21 protein-coding genes and 1 pseudogene are annotated in these 20894 nt (G+C 63.8%); 12 read left to right on the plus strand and 10 right to left on the minus strand.

What is annotated here, in order from left to right; genetic code table 11:
- Window positions 1-4 precede the first annotated feature (4 nt).
- The 3 genes from KI242_RS12605 to KI242_RS12615 all read right to left on the minus strand — a co-directional run bounded on the left by KI242_RS12605 (window position 5) and on the right by KI242_RS12615 (window position 4740).
- Window positions 5-652: an amino acid ABC transporter permease gene (locus KI242_RS12605; protein ID WP_015635134.1), complete on the minus strand. Its 648-nt coding sequence runs from the start codon at window positions 650-652 to the stop codon at window positions 5-7.
- Between the two features lie 63 nt (window positions 653-715).
- On the minus strand, window positions 716-1504 hold the full coding sequence (locus KI242_RS12610) for an ABC transporter substrate-binding protein (RefSeq protein WP_011060660.1): 789 nt from the start codon (window positions 1502-1504) through the stop codon (window positions 716-718).
- A 188-nt stretch (window positions 1505-1692) separates the two neighbouring features.
- Window positions 1693-4740: an aminotransferase class III-fold pyridoxal phosphate-dependent enzyme gene (locus KI242_RS12615; protein ID WP_212806217.1), complete on the minus strand. Its 3048-nt coding sequence runs from the start codon at window positions 4738-4740 to the stop codon at window positions 1693-1695.
- Window positions 4741-4879: 139 nt separating this feature from the next.
- Between KI242_RS12615 and KI242_RS12620 the strand changes: the two genes are divergently transcribed.
- The 5 genes and pseudogenes from KI242_RS12620 to KI242_RS12640 form a co-directional block, all read left to right on the plus strand.
- On the plus strand, window positions 4880-5320 hold the full coding sequence (locus KI242_RS12620) for an Lrp/AsnC family transcriptional regulator (protein WP_011060662.1): 441 nt from the start codon (window positions 4880-4882) through the stop codon (window positions 5318-5320).
- Between the two features lie 68 nt (window positions 5321-5388).
- On the plus strand, window positions 5389-5895 hold the full coding sequence (locus KI242_RS12625) for a sigma-70 family RNA polymerase sigma factor (RefSeq protein WP_011060663.1): 507 nt from the start codon (window positions 5389-5391) through the stop codon (window positions 5893-5895).
- Window positions 5892-6857 carry a FecR domain-containing protein gene (locus KI242_RS12630; protein WP_015635136.1) on the plus strand — a complete coding sequence of 322 codons (966 nt, stop codon included), beginning with the start codon at window positions 5892-5894 and terminating at the stop codon, window positions 6855-6857. Before KI242_RS12625 ends, KI242_RS12630 begins: the two co-directional genes overlap by 4 nt.
- Before the next feature lie 97 nt (window positions 6858-6954).
- A complete protein-coding gene (locus KI242_RS12635; RefSeq protein WP_212806218.1) occupies window positions 6955-9789 on the plus strand; it encodes a TonB-dependent receptor in 2835 nt (944 codons plus the stop codon).
- Window positions 9790-9830: 41 nt separating this feature from the next.
- A pseudogene (locus KI242_RS12640) lies at window positions 9831-10604 on the plus strand (hypothetical protein); the annotation flags it as partial.
- 51 nt (window positions 10605-10655) lie between these two features.
- Here the strand turns inward: KI242_RS12640 and KI242_RS12645 are convergent.
- The 3 genes from KI242_RS12645 to KI242_RS12655 are packed head-to-tail and all read right to left on the minus strand — an operon-like array spanning window position 10656 to window position 11681.
- Window positions 10656-11138, minus strand: coding sequence for an HIT family protein (locus tag KI242_RS12645; RefSeq protein ID WP_077935005.1), 483 nt, complete (start codon window positions 11136-11138; stop codon window positions 10656-10658).
- A gap of 14 nt (window positions 11139-11152) precedes the next feature.
- Window positions 11153-11368, minus strand: coding sequence for a hypothetical protein (locus tag KI242_RS12650; RefSeq protein ID WP_019095014.1), 216 nt, complete (start codon window positions 11366-11368; stop codon window positions 11153-11155).
- Window positions 11369-11420: 52 nt separating this feature from the next.
- Window positions 11421-11681 (minus strand): hypothetical protein, encoded by a 261-nt coding sequence (locus tag KI242_RS12655; RefSeq protein WP_011060669.1) that lies wholly within the window; start codon window positions 11679-11681, stop codon window positions 11421-11423.
- A gap of 248 nt (window positions 11682-11929) precedes the next feature.
- Here KI242_RS12655 and KI242_RS12660 point away from each other — a divergent pair, with 248 nt between their 5' ends.
- Window positions 11930-12622 carry a tRNA (adenine(22)-N(1))-methyltransferase TrmK gene (locus tag KI242_RS12660; protein WP_026022876.1) on the plus strand — a complete coding sequence of 231 codons (693 nt, stop codon included), beginning with the start codon at window positions 11930-11932 and terminating at the stop codon, window positions 12620-12622.
- A gap of 110 nt (window positions 12623-12732) precedes the next feature.
- On the opposite strand, the gene KI242_RS12665 is transcribed toward KI242_RS12660, so the two are convergent.
- Window positions 12733-13659, minus strand: a complete 927-nt coding sequence (locus tag KI242_RS12665) for a LysR family transcriptional regulator (protein WP_077933855.1) — start codon at window positions 13657-13659, stop codon at window positions 12733-12735.
- 219 nt (window positions 13660-13878) lie between these two features.
- On the opposite strand from KI242_RS12665, the gene KI242_RS12670 reads away from it, so the two are divergent.
- A complete protein-coding gene (locus tag KI242_RS12670; protein WP_011060672.1) occupies window positions 13879-14319 on the plus strand; it encodes a DoxX family protein in 441 nt (146 codons plus the stop codon).
- Between the two features lie 75 nt (window positions 14320-14394).
- Window positions 14395-15318 carry an NADP-dependent oxidoreductase gene (locus tag KI242_RS12675; protein ID WP_171053474.1) on the plus strand — a complete coding sequence of 308 codons (924 nt, stop codon included), beginning with the start codon at window positions 14395-14397 and terminating at the stop codon, window positions 15316-15318.
- A gap of 129 nt (window positions 15319-15447) precedes the next feature.
- Here the strand turns inward: KI242_RS12675 and KI242_RS12680 are convergent, their stop codons facing one another.
- The gene (locus tag KI242_RS12680; protein ID WP_155494409.1) at window positions 15448-15930 is read right to left on the minus strand and encodes a GNAT family N-acetyltransferase; all 483 of its coding nucleotides are present in this window, start codon (window positions 15928-15930) and stop codon (window positions 15448-15450) included.
- A gap of 213 nt (window positions 15931-16143) precedes the next feature.
- Between KI242_RS12680 and KI242_RS12685 the strand changes: the two genes are divergently transcribed.
- Both KI242_RS12685 and KI242_RS12690 read left to right on the plus strand, forming a co-directional pair.
- Window positions 16144-16995 (plus strand): hypothetical protein, encoded by an 852-nt coding sequence (locus KI242_RS12685; protein WP_041774174.1) that lies wholly within the window; start codon window positions 16144-16146, stop codon window positions 16993-16995.
- Window positions 16996-17108: 113 nt separating this feature from the next.
- Window positions 17109-17534, plus strand: a complete 426-nt coding sequence (locus KI242_RS12690; RefSeq protein WP_011060675.1) for a GNAT family N-acetyltransferase — start codon at window positions 17109-17111, stop codon at window positions 17532-17534.
- Window positions 17535-17597: 63 nt separating this feature from the next.
- On the opposite strand, the gene KI242_RS12695 is transcribed toward KI242_RS12690, so the two are convergent.
- A complete protein-coding gene (locus tag KI242_RS12695) occupies window positions 17598-18029 on the minus strand; it encodes a hypothetical protein (RefSeq protein WP_015635144.1) in 432 nt (143 codons plus the stop codon).
- Window positions 18030-18262: 233 nt separating this feature from the next.
- On the opposite strand from KI242_RS12695, the gene KI242_RS12700 reads away from it, so the two are divergent.
- On the plus strand, window positions 18263-19213 hold the full coding sequence (locus KI242_RS12700; protein ID WP_015635145.1) for an AraC family transcriptional regulator: 951 nt from the start codon (window positions 18263-18265) through the stop codon (window positions 19211-19213).
- A 356-nt stretch (window positions 19214-19569) separates the two neighbouring features.
- Complete coding sequence (locus tag KI242_RS12705) at window positions 19570-20502, plus strand: alpha/beta hydrolase (protein WP_011060678.1); 933 nt, start codon at window positions 19570-19572, stop codon at window positions 20500-20502.
- A 131-nt stretch (window positions 20503-20633) separates the two neighbouring features.
- Here KI242_RS12705 and KI242_RS12710 read toward each other — a convergent pair whose 3' ends face one another.
- On the minus strand, window positions 20634-20780 hold the full coding sequence (locus KI242_RS12710) for a hypothetical protein (protein ID WP_174824046.1): 147 nt from the start codon (window positions 20778-20780) through the stop codon (window positions 20634-20636).
- Between the last annotated feature and the right edge of the window lie 114 nt (window positions 20781-20894).

Below are 20894 nucleotides of genomic sequence, written 5' to 3' on the forward strand. Positions count from 1 at the left end.
CGTCTCACTTTGCCGCGAAGCGTTTATCGAGGTGGTCCACCATCAGCCTGACCGTGTAGACCATGGCGATGTACAAAATGGCCGACACCGTGAAGATCTCGAATGGCTTGTAGGTGGAGCTGATAAAGCGCTGCGCCGTGTAGGAGAGTTCCACCACCGAGATGGTCGACACCAGGGCCGAGCCCTTGATCAGCGCGACCGCATTGACCCCCAGTGGCCTGATCATCAGCTTGGCGGTTTGCGGCAGGGTGATCAGCCACAGGGTCTGGCCCTTGCCGAAACCGATTGAGCGGGCCGCTTCGACCTGGCCGGGATCGACGTTGCTGATGGCGCCGCGAATGGATTCAGCCATGTAGGCCGCGATGTTCAGGCCCAGGCCGATGACGCCAGCGGAAAACGGCTCCAGCTCAAGGCCGATCTGCGGGCCGCCAAAGTAGAGGAGGAAGAGTTGGACCAGGCAGGGCGTGCCGCGAAAAACGCTGATGTAGACCCTGGCCAGGCAGCGAAGCAGGAAAAAGCCGGACAGCCGGGCCGCCACCAGCACGATGGCGACCAGCAGGCCCAGCAGCAGTGCCAGTAGCGAAACGTGCACCGTGACCCAGGCCGCCTCCAGAAAAAACGGCAGGGTGCGCTGTATGAGTGTCAGATCCATGGGCAGGCTCGAAAAGGTCAGGTTGACTGGCCCGACCCCAGGTCGAGCCAGGCTGAAGAGGAGTCAGCGAATGTCCTTGCCGATCCACTTCATCGAGATCTTTTCGTAGCTGCCATCGGCGAGCATGTCGTTCAGTGCCTGCTGCATCGCTGCCTTGAGTTCGGGGTTGTTCTTGCGCAGCGCAATGCCCATGCCTTCAACCCCACCGTCACTGTCGGGTGGCGTGATGATGCGCACTTTCTGCCCGGTTTCCTTGACGGCCACCAGTACCGGAACGCTGTCCATCACCAGCGCGTCGAGGCGCCCGGCTTCCAGGTCGACCAGCATCTCGGGAAGCCCTTTGTAGGTCTTGACCTTCAGGTTGCCGCGCGCCCTGGCCCATTTGTCGTGGGCATCGCCGAGGGTGACGCCCACCGTCACATCCTTCAGGTCAGCCAGGCTGTTGATCGGCGAGTCTTCCTTCACCACGATGGTGCGGCCGGCGTGGTAGTAGGGGCCGACGAAATCCACGGCCCTCAGGCGTTCAGGGGTGATGGTCATGGAGGCGATGATGGCGTCGTATTTCTTGGCCAGGAGCCCGGCAATGATCCCGTCGAAGGGCGTGGTGACAATGCTGACCTTCACCCCAAGCCGCTGGGCCAGGGCTTCGCTGATGGAGGCGTCGAAGCCGACGATCTGGTTCTGCTCGTTGGCAAAGCTGAAGGGCGAGTATTGCCCGCTCATGGCGATGCGGATCTCTCTGGATTCCCGGATCGATTGCAAGTCATCAGCCTGAGCGGCTGCGGGGCAGAGGAGCGCCGCGGCGGCGACGGTGGATGCGGCAAGCAGACCCTTGAGCGTTCTGGTTAGCATGGGATGGCACCTTTGAAGAATTATTATTTTTTGTTGTGGGCTCTTCACCCTGGCCTCGGGAAAAGCTTTGCACAGGTCATTGCGCAAAGCACCCGGCAAGGTGTCCGCGTGCCGGACACATTGCCGGAGTTGGCCGACACTATGTCGGCCAGCCCGGTTTGGGGCGCTGCGGCCTCGATCCTGATGCTCTAGCGCAGTGCCGCCTTGAAGCTTTCGTCCAGGACCTCAAGCAGGAAGTCGGCATTCTTCTGGCTGAAAATCATCGAGGGGCGCATTTTCAGTACGTTGTCGTAGGGGCCTTCGGTGCCGATCAGAATCCCGCGCTCCCGGGCACCATCGGCGACCTTCCTGGCCAGTTGCGTAGCGGGAGCCTTGCTCTTGCGATCAGTGACCAGTTCAATCCCGAGGAACAGCCCCAGGCCGCGTACGTCGCCAATGGCATCGTAGCGCTGCTGCAGCGTGCGAAAGCCATCGAGCAAGTAGTTGCCCACCGTCAGTGCGTTGAGTTTCAGGTTGTCGCGTTCAATCACATCGAGAACGCTGAGCCCCACGGCACAGGAAACCGGGTTGCCGGCGAAGGTGTTGAAGTATTCCATGCCATTGTTGAAGCTGTCGGCGATCTCGCGGGTGGTCACCACTGCCGACATCGGGTGCCCGTTGCCAATGGGTTTGCCCATGGACACCGCATCGGGCACCACGCCCTGGGTTTCAAAGGCCCACCAGTGGCTGCCCACTCGACCAAAGCCGACCTGGACTTCATCGGCCAGGCACAGGCCGCCCTCGGCACGCACCATTGCATAGACTTCCTGCAAGTAGTTTTCCGGGAAAAACAGTTGCCCGGCGACGCTGGGAATGGACTCCGCGAGAAAGAACGCCGGGGCCCGGCCCTGCTTGCGCATGCTATCGATCTGCTCGGCGACACTTTGCGCGAAACGCTTGCCCAGCTCCTCGAATGGCCAGTGATCCGCAGCGCGGTAGGCATCCGGCACCGCCGCCTCGAATACGTGTTCTGCACGGCCTTTGCCGGCCTTGCGCTTGTACTTGTAGGGGCTGAGGTCGATCAGCTCCTGGGTGGTGCCGTGGTAGGCCCAGTCCAGCACGATGGCATCGTTGCGCCCGGTGTGATTGCGCGCCATGCGCAGCATCAGGCTATTGGCTTCGCTGCCTGAACAGCCGAAGGAGGCCACCGCCAGGCCTTCGGGCAAAGTCGCGGTGAGCCGCTCGGCGTACTCCACGATGCTGTCGTGAAGGTAGCGGGTGTTGGTGTTCAGGCGTGAAGCCTGGCGCGCCAGGGCCTGCACCACGTCGGGATGGGAGTGGCCCAGGTGGCAGACGTTGTTGAAGCAGTCCAGGTAGGCCCGGCCAAAGTTGTCTATCAACCAGACCCCATCACCGCGTACGAACTTGATCGGGTCCGAGTAGGAAATCGACAAGTTGGGCAGCAGCAGTTGTTTACGCTTGGCCACGATCTCTGCTTTGCTTCTGCCTTCCTGGCTGTAGGTTTCCGCAGGGATTCCGGCCAGGGTCGATGCATCCGGGAACAGGTCGGCCCACACCTCAAGGTAGGCGCGCTCACCGACGCCGATGAACTCGCTCGCTTGCAACTGGGTGTCGGTGGACATCTGGAAATGCACATGGGGCAGCCAGCCGCCGTTTTCCGTGTCTGCGCCCATGTGGCCCACCAGGGCGCCCGCCTCAAGACGGTCCCCGGGCTTGAGGCGGGTCAGCGCTTCGTGGGCCATGTGCCCCCACAGGGTCAGGAACGGCGGGCAGCCCTCAGGCGAATGCTCAAGCATGATCAAGCCGCCATAGCCCAGCGGTTCACGCTCGACCTCGACGCTGCGCACTACGCCGGCAAGCGGTGTGTACAGCGGCGTTCCGGCCGGCATGATCAAGTCGACGCCCAGGTGAATGATCCGACGTTGCCCTGCAATGAAGCGCGATTCAAATGCCGCATCGGTGTAGATGGTCCGTTCTTCGCCCCAGGGGCCGATGCCCAGTGGCACTTGATGTTCAGCCGCGAAATCGTTCCACCATTTCGCCGCCTCTGCCGGACGCTGCTCGGCGGAGGCGACCGTCAGCACATGGGCGGCATCGGCGAACGGCACAATGGCCTTGTTCAGGGTCGCCGCCGCCGGATGCACGATGTCCGCGAAGGCGTGGCGGTTTTCATCCACCCAGCGGCGAACCGCCCCGGCACCTTCTATCGCGTCATAACCGCAGGCCTTGCGCAGGATCGCCGTCGCCAGGCGCGGGTTCATGCGGTCCATTTTTTCCAGCAGGCGCCAGGCCGGGGCTTCGCTGATGGCCAGGTAAGGGTTGTCCTGGGTCTGCTCGTGGCGCGAGGCCGACAAGGTGACGCTGATGACCAGGCGCATGGCGATCAGGTTGAACAGCACGTCCAGTTCTTGCGGCTGAAGCGGGTAGCGCTCGTGGAAGCCGGCGGTGAGGGCGGCGGCCGCGCCGATGGGGTCCTCCATGTCGAGAATGGAGTAGGCGCAGGTGATGGCGACTTCGGCAATCAGCACCGTATGCACGGCATCGCCAAAGTCGATGATGCCCGAGACCTGCTGATGAGTCTGCGGGTCGACGAGGATGTTCCAGTCATTGCCGTCATTGTGAATGACCTGCGTGCGCAACCGCGCAAGCCTGGGTTGCACGGTGTTTTCGAACGCGGAAATGAAGCGCTCCAGAATGGCTCGTCGGCCAGGGTCCTTGACGAAATGCAGGCGCGATCTGGAGCGCGCGGCGTGCCGCAGGTCCCAGTCCAGGTCGCGCACCGCACCGGGATGCATGAAGCCCTGCAACGCACGATCCATGTCGGCGAACGATTGGCCCAGGCTGCGCATGAGGGCGAAGGTGCGCTTGACCTCGGCCAGGGGAGTGCCGTGCAGCCAGCTCACCAGGCGCACCGCATGGGTTTCACCGGAGGGCGCCACGGCCGAGGCGAGGAAGCCACCGGCAAGGCTCTTCTTCAGCTGCGGCACGGCAAGCTCGGGGTTGTAGCTGGCGAGGTGGCTGAGGATGGCCGTCTGCAGCTCGCTTTCAGTTCGCGGTTCACTCGAATTGACCACCTTCAGAATCCACCCCGCATCGCTTGCAGTGTTCAACCGGTAGTTGCAGTCGCGCTCGCCATCCAGGGGCGAGGCCGTGGCGACGACATTGAAAAGCTGCTCGGCCAGTTGTTCGGCATCGCGGGGCGAGAACTGCGGGGCGGGATGGGAAAGGTTGGTCATGGTAATGGTTTTCCAAGTTATTGTTTTCAGTTAGCTTGGCATGCGAAATCCTTGACGGCAGTAGGTATGCGGTCGGTGTTGGCCTGCATATTGTCGGAATCGACCGGCACAAATTCGGTAGTCAAAGTGAGGAGTCTTGATGCGCGACCTGGACGTGAAAGATCGCGAAATACTGGACATTCTGTCTAAAGAAGCGCGGATTGCCCTGAAGGCCCTGGCCGCGAGAATCGGACTGTCCAGAAGCGCCACCAGCGAGCGTGTCCTCAACCTTGAGCGCAATGGCGTGATCAGGGGCTACCGGGCGGATATTGGCGAAATCGACGCCAACGTGATTCGCGCCATGTTTCTGGTGTGCCTGAAACGCACGCCGGCCATCAGCCTGCTGGACATGCTGGCCCAGCACTCCCAGGTGCGACGCATCTCTTCGGTCAGTGGCCAGCTCGATCTGGTGATCGAGATCGAATCCCGGACCATTGATGACCTGAACCGAGTCCGGGATGCCGTAGCCAGTCACGAGTCCGTTGAGGACATCACCACGGCTGTGGTTCTTCGCCGCGATATCGATCGACAGACATCCTGATTCGCCGCTGTACAACTCCCGCACTGAAACAATAAAATGAGAAGCATTATCATTAATGCGAATCTCCCATGCACAACCACAGCCTCTCTTCGCCCGTCGCCCAGTTGTATGCGAACCATCACGGCTGGCTGCGGGGCTGGCTGCACCGGCGCCTGGGGCACAGTGCCGATGCCGAGGACCTGGCCCATGACACCTTTATCCGGGTGCTGCGCTCCCAGGAGGATGTGCGTGAGTTGCGCCAGCCCATGGCCTTTCTGGCCACCATTGCCAACGGCCTGCTGATCAATCGCTGGCGCCGCCAGGCGATCGAACGGGCTTATCTGGAAGCCCTGGCGGCGCGGCCGGTGGGGGAGGAGCCTTCGCCGGAGGAGCGGCATCTGATGATCGAGACCCTGTTGCAGCTGGATTCGCTGCTGGTGGGGTTGTCGTCGCGGGTGCGGCAGATCTTCTTTCTGTCCCAGCTCGATGGCCTGACCTATCCGCAGATCGCTGCGCAGTTGGGCTTGACCGTGGCCCAGGTGCAGCGGGCCATGGGCAAGGCCTTCAGTGTCTGTTACGCGAGCCGTTTTGAATGAGTGGCGCTGCGGTCGATCCCCGAGTGCGGGACAACGCCATCGACTGGCTGGTGCGGATGCAGTCCGGGCTGATGAGCGCCGCGGACCATCAGGCCCTGCAGCAGTGGCGGCAAGCCAGCCTCGAGCATGAATACGCGTGGCAGCGGGTCAGCAGCCTGCCGCTGATGTTGCAGCCAGGGGCCAATCTGTTGGCCGATGCCACGGCGCGCCGGGCATTGCAAGCGGCGGGCGCCGATCCGCAGCGACGGCGACAGGTGCTCAAGTGCCTGCTGGCCCTGGGGCTGTTGGGGGGCATTTCCTGGCAGGGGGCGGATTCCACCCTGGTGCGCTCAGCCCTGGCCAGTTATCGCACCGGCGTCGGCGAGCGACGCCATTGGGCCCTGGCCGACGGTGGCTCGCTATGGCTGAACACCGCCAGTGCGGTGAACCTGGACCTGAGCGCCCGGCAGCGCAGCCTGCAACTGATCGAGGGCGAACTGGCCCTGGACACCCCGGCGGGCTCTGCATCCCTGCAACTGTCGACCCCGGATGCGGTGCTCTATAGCCGTGGTGCCAACCTGCTGGTGCGTCACGATCGCCTGGGCACCCAGGTGACGGTGTTGCGCGGGCTGGTGCAGGTGAGCGCACGGCAGCACCCAGCACCGCTGGCGTTGCAGGCCGGCTGGCAAACCCGAGTCGATGGCCGGGGAGCAGGGCGGCCAAGCCCCATCGATACGTTTCTGGCCCAGGCCTGGATGCGCGGCATCCTGCCCGCCGAGCGCATGCGCCTGGATCAGTTGCTGGCAGAGCTGTCGCGCTATCGCCCGGGCTTCTTGCGTTGCAGCGAAGCCGTGGCGGGCCTGCGCGTAACCGGCAGTTTCCAGTTGGACGACACCGATGCCGCCCTGGCCCTGGTAGCCAATACCTTGCCGGTGCGCATCGAGCGAAGAACCCGTTACTGGGTGACCGTGGTGCCGGCCTGAAACTTTTTTTTCACCGGTGCGATAGTTTTTTCGATCTGGCTTGGCCTTCAGGTATTACCCACCGGCACAGGTGGGTTTCGATCCCTAGGAGCCCTGCATGATTTTCCCTGCTCGTGTCTTGCGTACCCATACCTTCGGCCTGCTGTTGCTCGGTTTGCAGCCGCTCTGTAGTGAAGTGGTGTTGGCTGCCGGCGAGCGCCACTACAGCATCGGCGCCGGTCCCCTGGACCAGGTGCTGTCGCGCTTTGGCGCCGAGGCGGGCATCAGCATGGCCGGCAGTGCGCTGCTCACCGCAGGCAAGACCAGCCAGGGCCTGCAAGGGGATTTCAATACCGAGGCGGGCTTGAACCAGCTGCTGGCGGGCACTGGCCTGGGCTACGTGCGCCAGGCCGACGGCGGCTATGCCTTGCGCCTGCGCCTTGATGCGGTGTCGCTGCCGACCCAGAAGGTCAAGGGCGAAAATCCTGACGAGGAAGAGGTGTACCGGGCACCGCGTTCATCGGTGTACATCTCTGCCGACGACATGCAGCGCTTTGGCGTGGTGTCGGTGGGCGACATGCTCAAGGGCCAGCCCGGGGTCCAGGTCGGTGACAGCCGCAATGGCGGCGGCCTGGATGTGAACATCCGCGGCATCCAGGGCCAGAGCCGGGTGGCGGTGACGGTGGACGGTTCGCAGCAGGCGCTGGATGTCTATCGCGGTTATGCCGGGACCCAGCAACGCAGCTACATCGACCCGGACATGATCAGCGACATCGCCATCGACAAGGGCCCGAGCCTGACCTCCAGTGCCATAGGCGGCACGGTGAAGATGCGCACCCTCGGGGTCGGCGACATCCTCAAGGACGGTCAGAATATCGGCCTGCGGCTCAAGGGTGATGTCTGGAACAACGGTGTGGCCCCGGCCTCCCGCGATCCGCACTCCAAGACCCAGGACCTGTACTCCGAGCCGCATCAGAGCCGCGGCGGGCTGTTCGGCTCGGAGGCCGAGGCCGGCAGTGCCGCGTTCGCCTATTCCCATGAATTCTTCGATGTGGTGGCGGCCTACGCCCATCGCAATCAGGGCAACTATTTCGCCGGCAAGAAGGGCCAGGATCGCTACCGCACCTATGACCGTTACGGCGATGAAGAGACCAGCGTCGCCACCACCTACAACGCCGGGGAAGAGGTGCTGAACTCCTCGTCGAAGACCGAATCCTGGCTGCTCAAGACCACCCTGCGCCCGGCGGACGGCCACACCTTCGACCTGGGCTACCGGCGCTACGACGGACGCATCGGCGAGATCATGCCCTCGGACATCTTCCGTTTCGGCACTGGCGGCATCTACCAGTACCCCCTGGGCCACACCCAGATCGACACCTACACCGCGCGCTACAACTACCTGCCTGCAGGCAACCCGCTGGTGGACCTGAGCGCCGACCTGTGGATGACCGATGCGCAGACCAGCCAGTTGACCGCCGTCTCGGCGCCGGCATCCCAGGCCTACCGTTCGGACCGCAACTGGAGCCGCCAGGCCGATCGCCGGGTGGGCGGTGGCCTGGCCAATACCTCGCGTTTCGAGACCGGCTACGGCGACTTGAAGCTGGACCTGGGCGGCTCGTTCCAGCTGGAGGAACTGCGCCCGCAGAAAAGCGTGGCCACCACCCAGGACGATATCAACGCCAACCGCATGCTGCGCGAAGGTTCGCGGCAAGAGTTCAGTTTCAACGGCAAGCTGGAGTACAAGCCGGTGGACAGCCTCACCCTGTGGGGCGGCGGGCGCTACACCCACTATCGCAGCAAGGATCACGTGCCCACGGCCACGGCGCGTCGCGAGGAACGTGACCTGCGCTACCTGCGGGTTTCCAACGGCGACAATTCCGGCAACATGATGTGGTTCCCCGACCAGAACGGCCAGTACACCGACGCCACCGACCCGCGCCTGAACAACGGCATCGTCTTCCAGAACACCAACTTCCCCTTCGAGGGCGTGCGCTACAACGACTTTGGCGCCACCGACTCCACGGTCTATCCGTCCCAGGTCGGCGAAGTGGTCACCGGCTACAACTACTCCGGCAAGAACAGCAACAGCGGTGGCGCCTTTGCCCCGGCCTTCGGTATCAATATCGAAGTGCTGCCGGACACCTTCGTGTATGCCTCGTACACCCAGGGCTTTCGCATGCCGTCGCTGTTCGAAACCAGCCAGGGCGTGCAGCAGACGATGCCCGGCAAGGGCCTCAAGCCCGAGCGTTCGAGCAACTGGGAGATCGGCGCCAGCACCCTGCAAAAGGGCCTGCTGGTGGATGACGACTCGGCGGCGTTCAAGCTGGCCTACTTCAACAACACCATCAAGAACTACATCACCCGCTACTACGACCCGAGCCCGGGCCTGTGGGGCCTGATGCGCTTCAGCAACACCGACAGCTACAAAACCAGCGGCCTGGAACTGCAGACCCGCTACGATGCCGGGCGGGTGTTTGCCGACCTGTCGTCCACCTACTACCTGAAGACCGAAACCTGCGACGCGGCTTTCGCGGCCACCCTGCGCGCCACCAGCAACCCCTACCAGAAAACCGCCGACACTCCGGACTGCACCCCGGGCAGCTTCATGGGCTCCTACACCAACACCCAGAACCCGCCACGCTTTGCCGGCAACCTGACCACTGGCCTGCGCTTCTTCGACCAGAGCCTGACCCTCGGCACGCGCATCACCTACACCTCCGGCCCCACGGTTACCGCCGACAAGCCCTGGCAGACCGGCGCCACCACGCCGCAACTGAATTACCGCGAAGTGGCGTTGTTCGATCTGTTCCTCAACTACAAACTGAAGGAAGACGCCAGCCTCAACGTGTCGCTGCAGAACCTCACCGACCGCTACTACCTGGACCCGCTGGCGCAGAGCTTCATGCCGGCACCGGGGCGCACGCTGCGGGTGGGGATGCAGGCGAAGTTCTAGGATGCGGGCGGCCCTCTCCGGACCAGGCAGCAAGGTAGGGCTACATGCAGTCCTTCGCCAATAACGACCTGGAGAAAATCAAGGAAACCGTATTTCTCTGGGACTTCCTTGAAGTGCACATCGTCCCGCCGGGAACCTACCTGATGTCCGGCGGCATTGATTACAGGATCGACAGCAGCCTGGCCCAGGTAGGCGCCGCAAAGGGCCAGCCGGCCAGCAGTGCCCGTGGTTCGGTGGACATGTCTGCGGTGCTGTATCGCCAGTTCGTCAAGGAACAATACTGGCGCGACGCTTCCTACGCGGATACCACCCACACCCAGAATGTCTGCAGTACCGTGCATGTCGCCTCCGGTCAGTGCGTGGCCTGGCAAGAGCAGCAATACAACACGCGCCGGCAGGTGTCGGAAGGCGGCTGGACCGAAGGCACCAAGATCCGTGATGTCCAGTCCGTCAAGTTGAAGGCACAGATCCCCGACGCCTACGCGCCCCTGGCCTTCAGTATCCAGCCCGGCCAGATACTGCTCAGCGACCGCTTCCACCTGAAAACCCCGGCCGTGAGCTACGACAAGAAGACTTGCAAGGCTATCGACCCGCAGAACATCAAATGCGCACTGCGGGATATCCAGGTCTACGTGAGGCCGGCCCCCGTGGAACTGGTCAAGAAGTTCAGCGACAAGGAGCTGGCGAATGTCAACGACACAGGCCGCCGGGTGCTGGCGCGTATCGAACCGATGAAAACCCGCCTGCAAGGGGACACCGGCATGGAAGACCTGGTGTGGGGCATCCCGGTTTCCCTGAAGAAAACCGCCAGGTAAGGGGGCTTGCCTTGGGGCGCGGAGAACAGCGCGCAGCGCCACGGGCCATTGCTAGTTGAAGGAGCTGCGCAAGCCTTTGATGACCTGTTCGATGGAGGGCCCTTGAATGGCCGGCGGTTGCGGGTTTTCGCCGAATTCGCGCCAGATGAACAGGGTCAGTTCCGCCCCGTCAGTCAGTGACAGGGCGTTTTCCTCATGGGCGAAAGTTTCAAGCAGCCGGTAGCGCTGATCACTCCAGAACAGCTCCTCGACCCAGGGGTACACCGGAATAAAGTGGAAATGGATGGGGTAGCCGGGGGCATGGCCGAACCGGCTGATGTACAGCCACTTGGGTTTGAGCTGCAGCTCCAGGTTTTTCTGCACCCTGGCGAGCAGGCCCCCCAACTCCGTCAGGGCGCTCTCGGGCAGCTCGGCCAGTGAATTGACCCGGGATCGCGAGCCCAGCATCAGGTAGCCGGGCAGGGCGGACGACAGGTGATGATTGAGCACCCAATGGTCGGTTTGCAGAATGATGAACTCGGGGGCTATGCCCACCTGCTGGGCGGTGTTCAAGGCATGGGCTCCTGTTCGGGAAGGTCGCTCTTGTATTCGCCCCACTGCATGTACGCGTAGTACCGGGTCATTGCTTCGAAGTGGCTGGGGGCTTCCACTTCCCACACAAGCCGGGCGTCGGGGTGAAGCAGTTTGCGTGCGGTGTTTCCCTGTGGGCCGCTCAGACAGAAGGTCTGGCAGTCATCCGGTTCCATCCAGAGTTGGTAGTTCATCTCTTGCGCTTCTGAGTGTGGGGGAGGCTATCGTCGTTGTGGCTCGAGCAACCTAGATCGAGCCGACCGAACGCAGGTATTTCCGTGCCTGAGGGCTGGTGATCTTTTCGGGTTCAAGCACATACAGCGAGCTCCAGAGCGGTGGTAAACCCAGTTCCTCCATGTAGGACGTGAAGCTGTTGAAAGGCTCGGTACCAATGACCTCGGCGCTGAGCCAGAGCAACTCGCACTCCTGGCAAAGGTGCAGGATTTCCTGCGTTGCCCGCACTTGAACCTGGGTTACTTCGCCTTGTTCACATTCCGGACACAGCATTTTTTCACCTCCCCATGGGCGCGCAGTCTATCACTGACCAGGTTGCACGCGGCCAGCAACGAAGGTCTGCCTGCGCTCAGAAACCGGCCATGGAGGACGCTGCTTTCGACCCTGTCCGGAGCGGGCCTTTGCGGCACCCGCATCCCCGGCCCCGGTCGCATAAATTTGAAATGCCCGGCATTGCTCGCCAGAATCGCCCCCCGATCCGGCACAAGGTGCCGGACCTTGGTGGTGAAAAGGGGCAGCAGTTGAATCAGCAGACATTGTCCATGCGCCTGGCGCGCGTGGCGGCGCATGTACCAACCGGCGCACGCCTGGCCGATATCGGCTCGGATCACGGCTATCTGCCGGTGGCCTTGCTGCTGCGCGGCAGCATCAGCGCGGCGGTGGCCGGAGAGGTGGCGTTGACGCCGTTCCACGCGGCCCGGCGCACGGTGCGCGACAACGGCCTGGAGCAGCAGGTCAGCGTGCGCCTGGCCGATGGCCTGGCGGCGATCGAACCGGGCGACGCCATCAGCGCCATCAGCCTGTGCGGCATGGGTGGCGAGACCATCCGTGACCTGCTGCAAGCCGGCAAGGCGCGCCTCAATGGCCAGGAGCGGTTGATCCTGCAGCCCAACGGTGGCGAGCAGCCCCTGCGCCAGTGGCTGATGGACAACGGCTACCGCATCCTGTGCGAAGAGGTGCTGCGGGAAAACCGTTTCGACTACGAAATCATCGTCGCCGAGCGCACAGGGCCGGTGAGCTACAGCCCCCGGGAGCTGTACTTCGGCCCTCTGCAACTGCAGGCCCGCAGCCCGGCGTTCCTGGCCAAATGGCAGCGCCTGCTGCGCCTGAAACAGCGCACCCTGGAAAACTTCAGCCGGGCACAGGCGGTGCCCGAAGAGAAGGTGCAGGACATGGCCCGGCAGGTGCGCTGGATCAGCGAGTTGCTGGGCTGAGTGCGCCAGGCGGCCGCTTGCCAGGGCCCGGTGCCAATCACCGCCGGCCCGTACGACACGCTACCGAGCCGCGCAATGTCCCACGCTCAGCGCGTTGCCGGCTCCAGGCCTTATGCCTGGGGCTGGATGGCCGGCGGCGTCGAAACCTGTTGCAGGAACCGTTCGATCAGCCATCGCGCCGCCGGGCCCGGCGGCGTGTCGCTGCGGTAGATGGCGTCGAAGGGGTAGATCCCGCTTTGATATTCCGGAAGATTCAGGCGCACCAGCCGGCCGCTGCGCAGGTCCTCCTCGACCATGGGCCGCGGCATGTTGCCCCAGCCGATGCCGGCACGCAGCAACATGTGCTTGGCGCCCAGGTCCGCCAGCCGCCAGGTGCGGTTGCTCAGCACCGCGAAATCCCTGCCCCGGGTCAGCGTCGAGCGGTCCGACAGCACCAGCTGGATGAATTCGCGCCCGGCGCCGGTCAGGTTGGCATCGCTGGCGGCCAGGGGATGATCCGGCGCGGCCACCGGAATCAGCTCGACACTGCCCACACCGATTCTTTCGATCCCGTCGATGCTTTCGTTCATCGGCCCACTGATGCCGACGACTGCGCCGCGCTCGATCACCCGCTCGGTGACTGCTCCCAGGGCTTCCATGTGCAGGTGCAGGGCCACCGTGGGAAAGGCTTCGCGAAAGGCCTTGAGGGCGTCCACCACGCGCTCGGGGGCCAGCATCACATCGAGCACCAGGTGGACCTCGGCCTCCAGGCCTTGCAACAGGCCCCTGACCTTGGCACGCAGGCCATGGACGCCGTTGGCGATGGTCCTGGCCTCTACGAGCACGGTGCGTCCGGCCTCGGTGAGTTGCGGCTTGCGCGTGCTCTGGCGGTCGAACAGCGAGACCCCGAGCTGCATTTCCAGGTTGGCGATGGAGTAGCTGATGACGGACGTAGCGCGGTGCAGTTTTCTTGCGGCGCCGGCGAAGCTGCCGACTTCCACCACGGTCAGGAATACGCGCAATTGGTCCAGCGTCGGGGTGCCGGGGTCGGAGATCATCTCGGGTTCCTTGAGCGTTATCGGCGTTGACGCCCCGGCAGTGTGATCGATTCCAGCCGGGGAGGGGTTGAGGCAGTGTCCAGTGAGCGTTGTATTCTTGCCTATTTTATCGAACCTAATGATCTAAATTAGTCGGCTATTCAGAGAAGCTGTGGCGGCGCAAGCTTTCTTCACCCGGGCGATTCATCTCGGATCGCACCCAACTGAAGGAAATACCTCATGTCCGCTTCTGCCCATATTGCTCAGCCCGACACTCGCCAACAAAGCCGCTCCGATACTCCCCAGGCCGTGGCCGCACTGGCTGGCCGAGTGCTGCTCAGCGCGATCTTCCTGCTGTCCGGCGTCTCGAAGCTGGCGGCACCGGCGATGATGATCGGCTACATCGGCTCTGTCGGCTTGCCATTTCCGCAGCTGGCCCTGGCCCTGGCGGTCATCGTTGAAATCGGCGGCGGCCTGGCCCTAGTCGCTGGCTGGCGGACCCGCACTGTCGCGGCATTGCTGGCGTTGTTCAGCGTGGTCACTGCCTTGGCCTTCCATAACGCACTGGGCGACCAGAACCAGTTCATCCACTTCTTCAAGAACCTGGCCATGGCCGGTGGCCTGTTGCAGGTCGTGGCGTTCGGTGCCGGTCGTTTCAGCCTCGACGCCCGCCGTCGCTGATCACCCGCCAGCGGGGGCCGGTTCCCTCGCGGCGGTTGCGGTTTCCCTGTGTTTTCTTGCCTGATCGAGGTGTCCATGAAAGCCATACGTGCCTACCAATACGGCAGTCCCGATGTCCTGCGCCTGGAAGAAGTTGCCGACCCTGTGGCCGGCGAAGGTGAAGTGCTGATCGATGTCGCCGGTGCTGGAGTCAACCCTATCGACTGGAAGATCCTGTCCGGTGCCATGCAGGCATTCATCCCGTTGCCACTGCCTTTCACCCCGGGGGTGGAGGTGGCCGGGCGGGTGCTTGCCACCGGCCGGGGCGCCAGCCGGTTCGAGGTCGGTGACCGGGTGTTCGGTTTCATCAACATCACGGGCGGCTATGCCGGCAAGGCGGTTGCCCGGGAATCCTCGCTGGCGTTGCTGCCCCGTTCCCTCACTGCGTTGCAGGCCGGCGCCGTGCCCGCCACGGCGCTGACCGCCTGGCAGGCCCTGACCGAACATGCCGGCGTACAGCCCGGGCAGAAGGTGTTGATCCATGCCGCGGCAGGAGGTGTGGGCAGCATGGCGGTGCAGATCGCCAAGTACCTGGGGGCCGAGGTCATCGCCAGCGCTTCGGCGGACAACCATGCCTACCTCAAAGGGCTAGGGGCCGATCAGGTCATCGACTATCGCCGCCAGGATTTCACTCAATGGCGGCCCGCGGTCGATGTGGTCCTGGACCTGGTGGGGGAGCAAACCCAGGCGCTGTCGTTCGCCCTGTTGAAACGGCACGGGGTGCTGGTTTCCCCGGTGAGCCAGCCCGACATCACCCTGGCCAACGACTATGGCGTGACCCCGGTGAATTTCGCCACCCGTGGTGATGGTGGCCAGTTGGCGAGGATTGCCGAGCTGTTCGACCAGGGCCGCTTGCAGGTCGCTGTCCAAGCCTTCCCCCTGAGTGACGCCCCGCAGGCGCTGGAAAAAAGCAGGGGCCGCCATGGCCATGGCAGGCTGGTCCTCGACATGGCCCGCTGATCGCTTGGCGGGCTCCCAGAACAGCCGGCACCACCGGCAAGCCAGGGCGGCGGTCCAGGGTACGGGCCTGCCGCTTGCGGCATTGGCGAGGGCTAACCGGCGGGCCTGATGCCGAAGAGGCCGTTGCAGTCAGCCCTGCACTGTCCAGAGCATGGTCTGCACCTGGATGTGGGGGTGGCTTTGCAGAGGCTCCCACTCATCAATGAACGCGAACCCCTGGCGCAGATAGAAACTCGCGGCCCTGGCATTGGCGGGGGAGACGTCGAGGAACACCCGCTCATGGCCTTGTTCCCGTGCGCGCGACTTCACCGCTTCCACCAGCCGGGCCGCCACGCCGGAGCCACGGGCCGCGGGTGCGACCCACATGCCGATCAGGTTGTAGCGGTTTGCCTCACTGACTGCGGCGCCGATCATTCCCAGGGGCTGGCCATCCTCGATGGCCAGCCAGAATGCGCTGGTCGCGCCCGAGGCACGGTCCTGCCACTGCTGGTCACTGTACCGGGCGGCACTCTGGTAGCTGACCCCGAACGCGGTCGGGGCGTCCTGCAGCGCGGCGAGACGAACTTGCTTCAACAGCCTCCAGTCCTTGGTTTGCGTCGGTCGAATATCCATGGCGGTCTTCAAGTCGAGTGAGGCAGCAACCTCTCACAAGGCTGGCGCAGGAACAAGCGCGCCTTGCCCGGTGCTGCGCTTGCCGGCGGCCTGCGCTTGCCATTTGCCAGCATCTTGTCGCTGATGAAACGCTGGCTATATGATCGCGCGTCATGCCATTGGCCACTTGCGTGGCCGGCGTTTTCTCATCGGTTCTACAGGGATGTTCCAGGGATGAAAATCAAGAGCAATACAGGTCTGCACAAGGAAGGCCGGCTGGCTGCGCGACTGGCCGGCTGGTTGCTGGCGCCGTGCATGCTGGCGGCTTCGATGCTGGCCCAGGCCGGTGCGCCGATCCCTCCCGGCGCAGTGCTGGCGGTGATGCAGAACGTCGAGGTGCCGGACCAGGATGAAGAGGTGGAGCTGGAAGACGGCGTTACCGCCACCTTCTGGTACGGCCAGGAGCTGGACTTCGACGGCAAGCACTACTACGCCACCTTTGTCTGGCACACCCGGGACCGCGCCGCCCGCGAGGGCGAGGATTTTGCCGCGCCGGAGGTTCAGGTACGGCTGGCCGATGCCACCTTCGAACTCACCAACCCGGGCCAGAAGCAGGCCTATTCCATTCGCAGCATCGAACGCAAGATCGGCTTCTTCGGCGGCGGCGAGAAGCCCGAGGAAGTGGACACCAAGCGCAAGGCCGTTGAGCACCGTACCGCTGACGGCCGCCTACTGCTGGCGGTGCCCACGGCCACTTTCGACAATGGGGTGATCACCAGGGGCTACACCATGCTGGTGTTCAATCCGAACAAGAAACCCGAAGACGATGGCTGGGTCTGGTCCTATGTGGGCCAGGTGCGCACCGGCGAGGACAACTCCGCGGCCTGCGACGACGGCGCGGTCATGCCCTGCATCGGCAGCGACGGTGAGCTGAGCTTCGTCGCCGGCCAGGAGCCGCTGCCGCAGGTGCAGGTCAAGGTCAGCGGCACTACCTTCGAGGGCCCGGGAAAGGTCCGTTCGCTGGCGGCCGCAGACAACCTCACCTATGTCTACGACAGCAAGACCGAGCAGTACGTCAGCCGCTAGTTGCGACAGCGACGGCCAGGTAGCGCAGCCTTGCCAAACCCACGATCCTCCAGAGAGGATCGTGGGGCGCTTTCACCCCGGTCCGGCACAGCCATCATCCAAGGAAACGGCGAATGAGTACGCGTATCGACATGCTGATGAACCCGGGGCCGGAGGTGCGCGCTGCGATCCTCGAGCCCTTGCGGGCCCACAACCGGGCCCAGGCGGGCGATCCCAAGCCCGAGGCCATCGCCCTGGTGGTTCGCGACGAGCACAGCGGTGAGATTCTCGGTGGCCTGCAGGCGGAGATTTTCTATCGCTGGATGTTCATCGAGCTGCTGGCGGTCCCCGAGCAGACACGGGGCCAGGGCACGGGCTCGCAATTGCTGAACATGGCCGAGGAGCTGGCCCGGGAAAAGGGCTGTATCGGCATCTGGCTCGATACCTTCGACTTTCAGGCGCCGCAGTTCTATCAGCGGCATGGCTTCAGCGAATTCGGCCGGCTGGAGGATTTCCCGCCGCAGCACCGGCGTTTCTTCCTGCACAAACGCCTGGTCTGAACCCTCGAGCCCTGGCTGGCGAACCCGCATGCAGCGCGTTCCCGCAGCCTGGGCTGCGGCTACTCAGGCGTGGGCATCGACGCCGATCCGCGCCAGCAGCCAGTCCTGATAGAGCGCGGGGCTGTCGGTGGTCTGGCCGCCGTTTTTGGCAACGACCGTCTTGCCGTCCAGGCGCCCGATTTCCATCAGGTATTGCAGGCCCTTGAGCACATGGGTGGCGTCGTCCTTGCCCAGGGACTGCACATCGGGCAGTTGGACGGAGTTGCTCTTGTCGTCGAATGTCGCCCAGGTGGGGTTGGCTCTGTATTGGGCTATCAGTTTGGCGTCCGAGATTTGCGATTCATGAAAACTGGCGTCGATCTTCGCCTGCATTTGTGGCGTCGCATTCTCTACCTGGATTTTCATGGACTTCAGCGTGCCATTCTCTAGCGCCCTGGTGATTCCCTTGAGGCCCATGGCTACGAGGGATGTCGAGTTTGAGATGCTTCCTGTCATGAGACTGCTCCTGGGTGGGTTCTGGCCAAGCAGAGCAAAACCCGGGCCATGAGCCCTGAACATGATGCGGCGCGGCGTTGGCAGCGGCGCCAGCAGCAATGGCGGGCAGAAGTTGGCCGTAGTGGGCAAGGGATTGCCATTGGATCGCCTGCTTTTGCCAGCCACTACTGCCCCGAGGCGGATATCGACCCGTGTCCGCCGCCCTGGAGGCCGTGAAGAAAAACTCGATCTGCATGGCCAATCGGCGCACAGTGGCCGCCTGTACTGTTGCCACTTCCGATTGCCCGCCCATGACCCAGCCCCGAACCTCCACCGCACTCGCGGCCCTGATTGCCCGGCACACCCCGCACTCCGGCGACTTTCCCAGCGCCGTGCCCAACCTGACCTTGCACCGCCGTTCCACGCCGACCTCGGCCATTCCCTGCATCTACAGCCTGGGCCTGGGGGTGATTGCCCAGGGCGGCAAGCAGGTGCTGCTGCAAGAGGCGGTGATCAATTACCGGGCCGGGCAGGGCATGCTGACCAGCATCGACCAGCCGGTGGTGGCCCGGGTGACCCAGGGCTCGGCGGCCGAACCTTTCCTGGGCATGATGCTGACCCTGGACATGCACCAGATCCTGCAAACCGCCGCGCAGATGCAGCCGCCACCGCCTTCGCGGGCCAGCGATTATCGGACGGTGGTGGTGGATGAACTGGAGCCGGGGCTGGCCAGCGCTCTGGAGCGGCTGGTGGGCTTGCTCGACGAGCCGGCGCTGATTCCCCAGCTGGCGCCATTGATCCAGCAGGAAATCATCGTCCGGCTGTTGGCCGGGCCCTACAGCCTGGCGTTGCAGCAGTTGCTGGCGGTGGGTTCGCCGACCCAGCAGATCTTCAAGACCGTGGCCTGGCTCAAACAGAACTTCACCCAGCCGTTGCGCGTCGATGATCTGGCGCAGCGCGCCCATATGAGCCCGTCCACCTTCCGCCAGCATTTTCGCGCCATCATCGGCGTCAGCCCGTTGCAGTTCCACAAGCAGTTGCGCCTGCAGGAAGCCCGGCAGTTGATGCTCAGCCAGAACATCGATGCAGGGCGCGCCGCGGGGCTGGTGGGCTATGAAAGTGCTTCGCAGTTCAGCCGGGAATACAGCCGGGTGTTCGGCGCGCCGCCGCAGCGGGATATCCGCAGGATGCGCGAGGCCGGGTAAGGGCCAGGTTGCAGTGCAGGGTTCAGCGAAATAGGCAAACAGGCTGTGGCGCGGCTCTGGGCGCCTAACCATTCGATCCGCCACGGATAGGCCTGTTTCTAGCTGTTTGTGTTGCAGCGAAACAGCCTTCGGGGTGAGCCGGCAGAATCCGCAAAACAGGCAAACTTGCCGTCAGAATAGGCAAGGTTTCGCCGCGAGCCATTTCTATACTGGTGCCCGACGACGCAGCAGCCCCAAGGCCTGCCGTGTCCCGGGCGCTTTCGGTAACGCCCGACTCCGCACTCCCGCACACGGGAGCGAGCGGTCCGCCTATCGATCCAGACGAGCCTGCCCAGGGCGGCTCAAGGAGTACGGTCATGAGCAATAGCATCGAACACGTCAGCTTCCCCAACTTCGGCTGGAACAACGCCGCGGACATCTATCTGCCGGCGGATTTCGACCCGGGCAAGCGCTACCCGGCCATCGTCAGCACCCATCCCATCGGCAGTTGCAAGGAGCAGACCTCCGGCAACATCTACGCCGCCGGGCTGGCCCGGGCCGGGTTTGTGGTCATCGCCTTCGACGCCAGTTTCCAGGGCGCCAGCGGCGGCCAGCCACGCTTTATCGAAGACCCGGCCACTCGCGTGTCGGACATCCGTTTCGCCATCGACTACCTGGTGACCCTGCCTTATGTCGACCCCGAGCGCATCGGTGCCATCGGTGTCTGTGGTGGCGGTGGCTACACCATCCAGGCGGCAATGACCGACTACCGGATCAAGGCCCTGGCCTCCATTACCGGGGTCAACTTCGGCCGCCTGATCCGCGAAGGTTTCAGCAACTTCGATCCGGTCAGCGCCTTGCACGCCATGGCGAAGCAGCGCACCGCCGAGGCCCGGGGCGAGGCGCGTCATGTGATCGACTACCTGCCAGCATCGGTAGCCGAGGCGCAGCAGAACGGCATCAGCGACATAGACGTACTGGAAGCCACCGAGTACTACAAGACCGCCCGGGGCCAGCAGCCAAACGGCGCCACCAGCGGTCTGTTTTCCTTCAATAGCGCGGCCTTTGGCTGGGATGCCTTCCTGCAGGCCGAGGTGCTGCTGACCCAGCCACTGATGGTGGTGGTCGGCGACAAGCCCGGCGGCTTCGGTGCCTACCGCGACGGCCTGGAAATCCATGGCCGCGCGGCCTCCCGGGACAAGCATCTGGTGGTCGCTGAAGGCGGGTCCCACTACGACCTGTACGACCGCGCCGAAACGGTGGCGCTGGCCATGGCGCAATTGGTGCCGTTCTTCCAGCAGCACCTGTAAGGGGAGAGGCAGCCGCCGCTGTCGCCTGGCCGGCGACGGCGGCTTTGTTGAGCCCGGGCGCCAAACCGCTCCCCCGGCAGGCCGCCGGTGAGCAGCAGGCTGGCGAAGCTCAGGGGGTAGGCATTGATGACTCATTGCAGGGCCGTGATGCCGGCATCCCGGTTCCGGGCGATGGATTCCCGGGCGACATTGACGATCGAGGTGTCGAGGATCACCACCCCATAGCTCCGGCAGGGGGCGATCAGTACCTGGCGTTGCAGGCGGTGCTTGAGGTCCATGGGGGCGTATTTCCTTTGCCGCAGTGCGGTGCGACTATACGAACCTTTTTGCACACAATGCTTCGGGCTGGATCGAAGTGTGCGGCGAAACCTTCGCCGAGCCGGTGCGGGGGG

The sequence above is a fragment of the Pseudomonas sp. Eqa60 genome, assembly GCF_018326405.1.
GTDB lineage: Bacteria > Pseudomonadota > Gammaproteobacteria > Pseudomonadales > Pseudomonadaceae > Aquipseudomonas > Aquipseudomonas protegens.

What these genes read in the sequence shown, in the direction of transcription:
- KI242_RS12620 (WP_011060662.1), top strand. Translation starts at nt 4,880, where the DNA reads ATGCGCGACCTGGACGTGAAAGATCGCGAAATACTGGACATTCTGTCT.
- KI242_RS12630 (WP_015635136.1), top strand. Translation starts at nt 5,892, where the DNA reads ATGAGTGGCGCTGCGGTCGATCCCCGAGTGCGGGACAACGCCATCGAC.
- KI242_RS12625 (WP_011060663.1), top strand. Translation starts at nt 5,389, where the DNA reads ATGCACAACCACAGCCTCTCTTCGCCCGTCGCCCAGTTGTATGCGAAC.
- KI242_RS12695 (WP_015635144.1), bottom strand. Translation starts at nt 18,029, where the DNA reads ATGACAGGAAGCATCTCAAACTCGACATCCCTCGTAGCCATGGGCCTC.
- KI242_RS12665 (WP_077933855.1), bottom strand. Translation starts at nt 13,659, where the DNA reads ATGATCTCCGACCCCGGCACCCCGACGCTGGACCAATTGCGCGTATTC.
- KI242_RS12705 (WP_011060678.1), top strand. Translation starts at nt 19,570, where the DNA reads ATGAGCAATAGCATCGAACACGTCAGCTTCCCCAACTTCGGCTGGAAC.
- KI242_RS12675 (WP_171053474.1), top strand. Translation starts at nt 14,395, where the DNA reads ATGAAAGCCATACGTGCCTACCAATACGGCAGTCCCGATGTCCTGCGC.
- KI242_RS12670 (WP_011060672.1), top strand. Translation starts at nt 13,879, where the DNA reads ATGTCCGCTTCTGCCCATATTGCTCAGCCCGACACTCGCCAACAAAGC.
- KI242_RS12605 (WP_015635134.1), bottom strand. Translation starts at nt 652, where the DNA reads ATGGATCTGACACTCATACAGCGCACCCTGCCGTTTTTTCTGGAGGCG.
- KI242_RS12650 (WP_019095014.1), bottom strand. Translation starts at nt 11,368, where the DNA reads ATGAACTACCAACTCTGGATGGAACCGGATGACTGCCAGACCTTCTGT.
- KI242_RS12700 (WP_015635145.1), top strand. Translation starts at nt 18,263, where the DNA reads ATGGCCAATCGGCGCACAGTGGCCGCCTGTACTGTTGCCACTTCCGAT.
- KI242_RS12635 (WP_212806218.1), top strand. Translation starts at nt 6,955, where the DNA reads ATGATTTTCCCTGCTCGTGTCTTGCGTACCCATACCTTCGGCCTGCTG.
- KI242_RS12690 (WP_011060675.1), top strand. Translation starts at nt 17,109, where the DNA reads ATGAGTACGCGTATCGACATGCTGATGAACCCGGGGCCGGAGGTGCGC.
- KI242_RS12615 (WP_212806217.1), bottom strand. Translation starts at nt 4,740, where the DNA reads ATGACCAACCTTTCCCATCCCGCCCCGCAGTTCTCGCCCCGCGATGCC.
- KI242_RS12655 (WP_011060669.1), bottom strand. Translation starts at nt 11,681, where the DNA reads ATGCTGTGTCCGGAATGTGAACAAGGCGAAGTAACCCAGGTTCAAGTG.
- KI242_RS12685 (WP_041774174.1), top strand. Translation starts at nt 16,144, where the DNA reads ATGAAAATCAAGAGCAATACAGGTCTGCACAAGGAAGGCCGGCTGGCT.
- KI242_RS12710 (WP_174824046.1), bottom strand. Translation starts at nt 20,780, where the DNA reads ATGGACCTCAAGCACCGCCTGCAACGCCAGGTACTGATCGCCCCCTGC.
- KI242_RS12680 (WP_155494409.1), bottom strand. Translation starts at nt 15,930, where the DNA reads ATGGATATTCGACCGACGCAAACCAAGGACTGGAGGCTGTTGAAGCAA.
- KI242_RS12610 (WP_011060660.1), bottom strand. Translation starts at nt 1,504, where the DNA reads ATGCTAACCAGAACGCTCAAGGGTCTGCTTGCCGCATCCACCGTCGCC.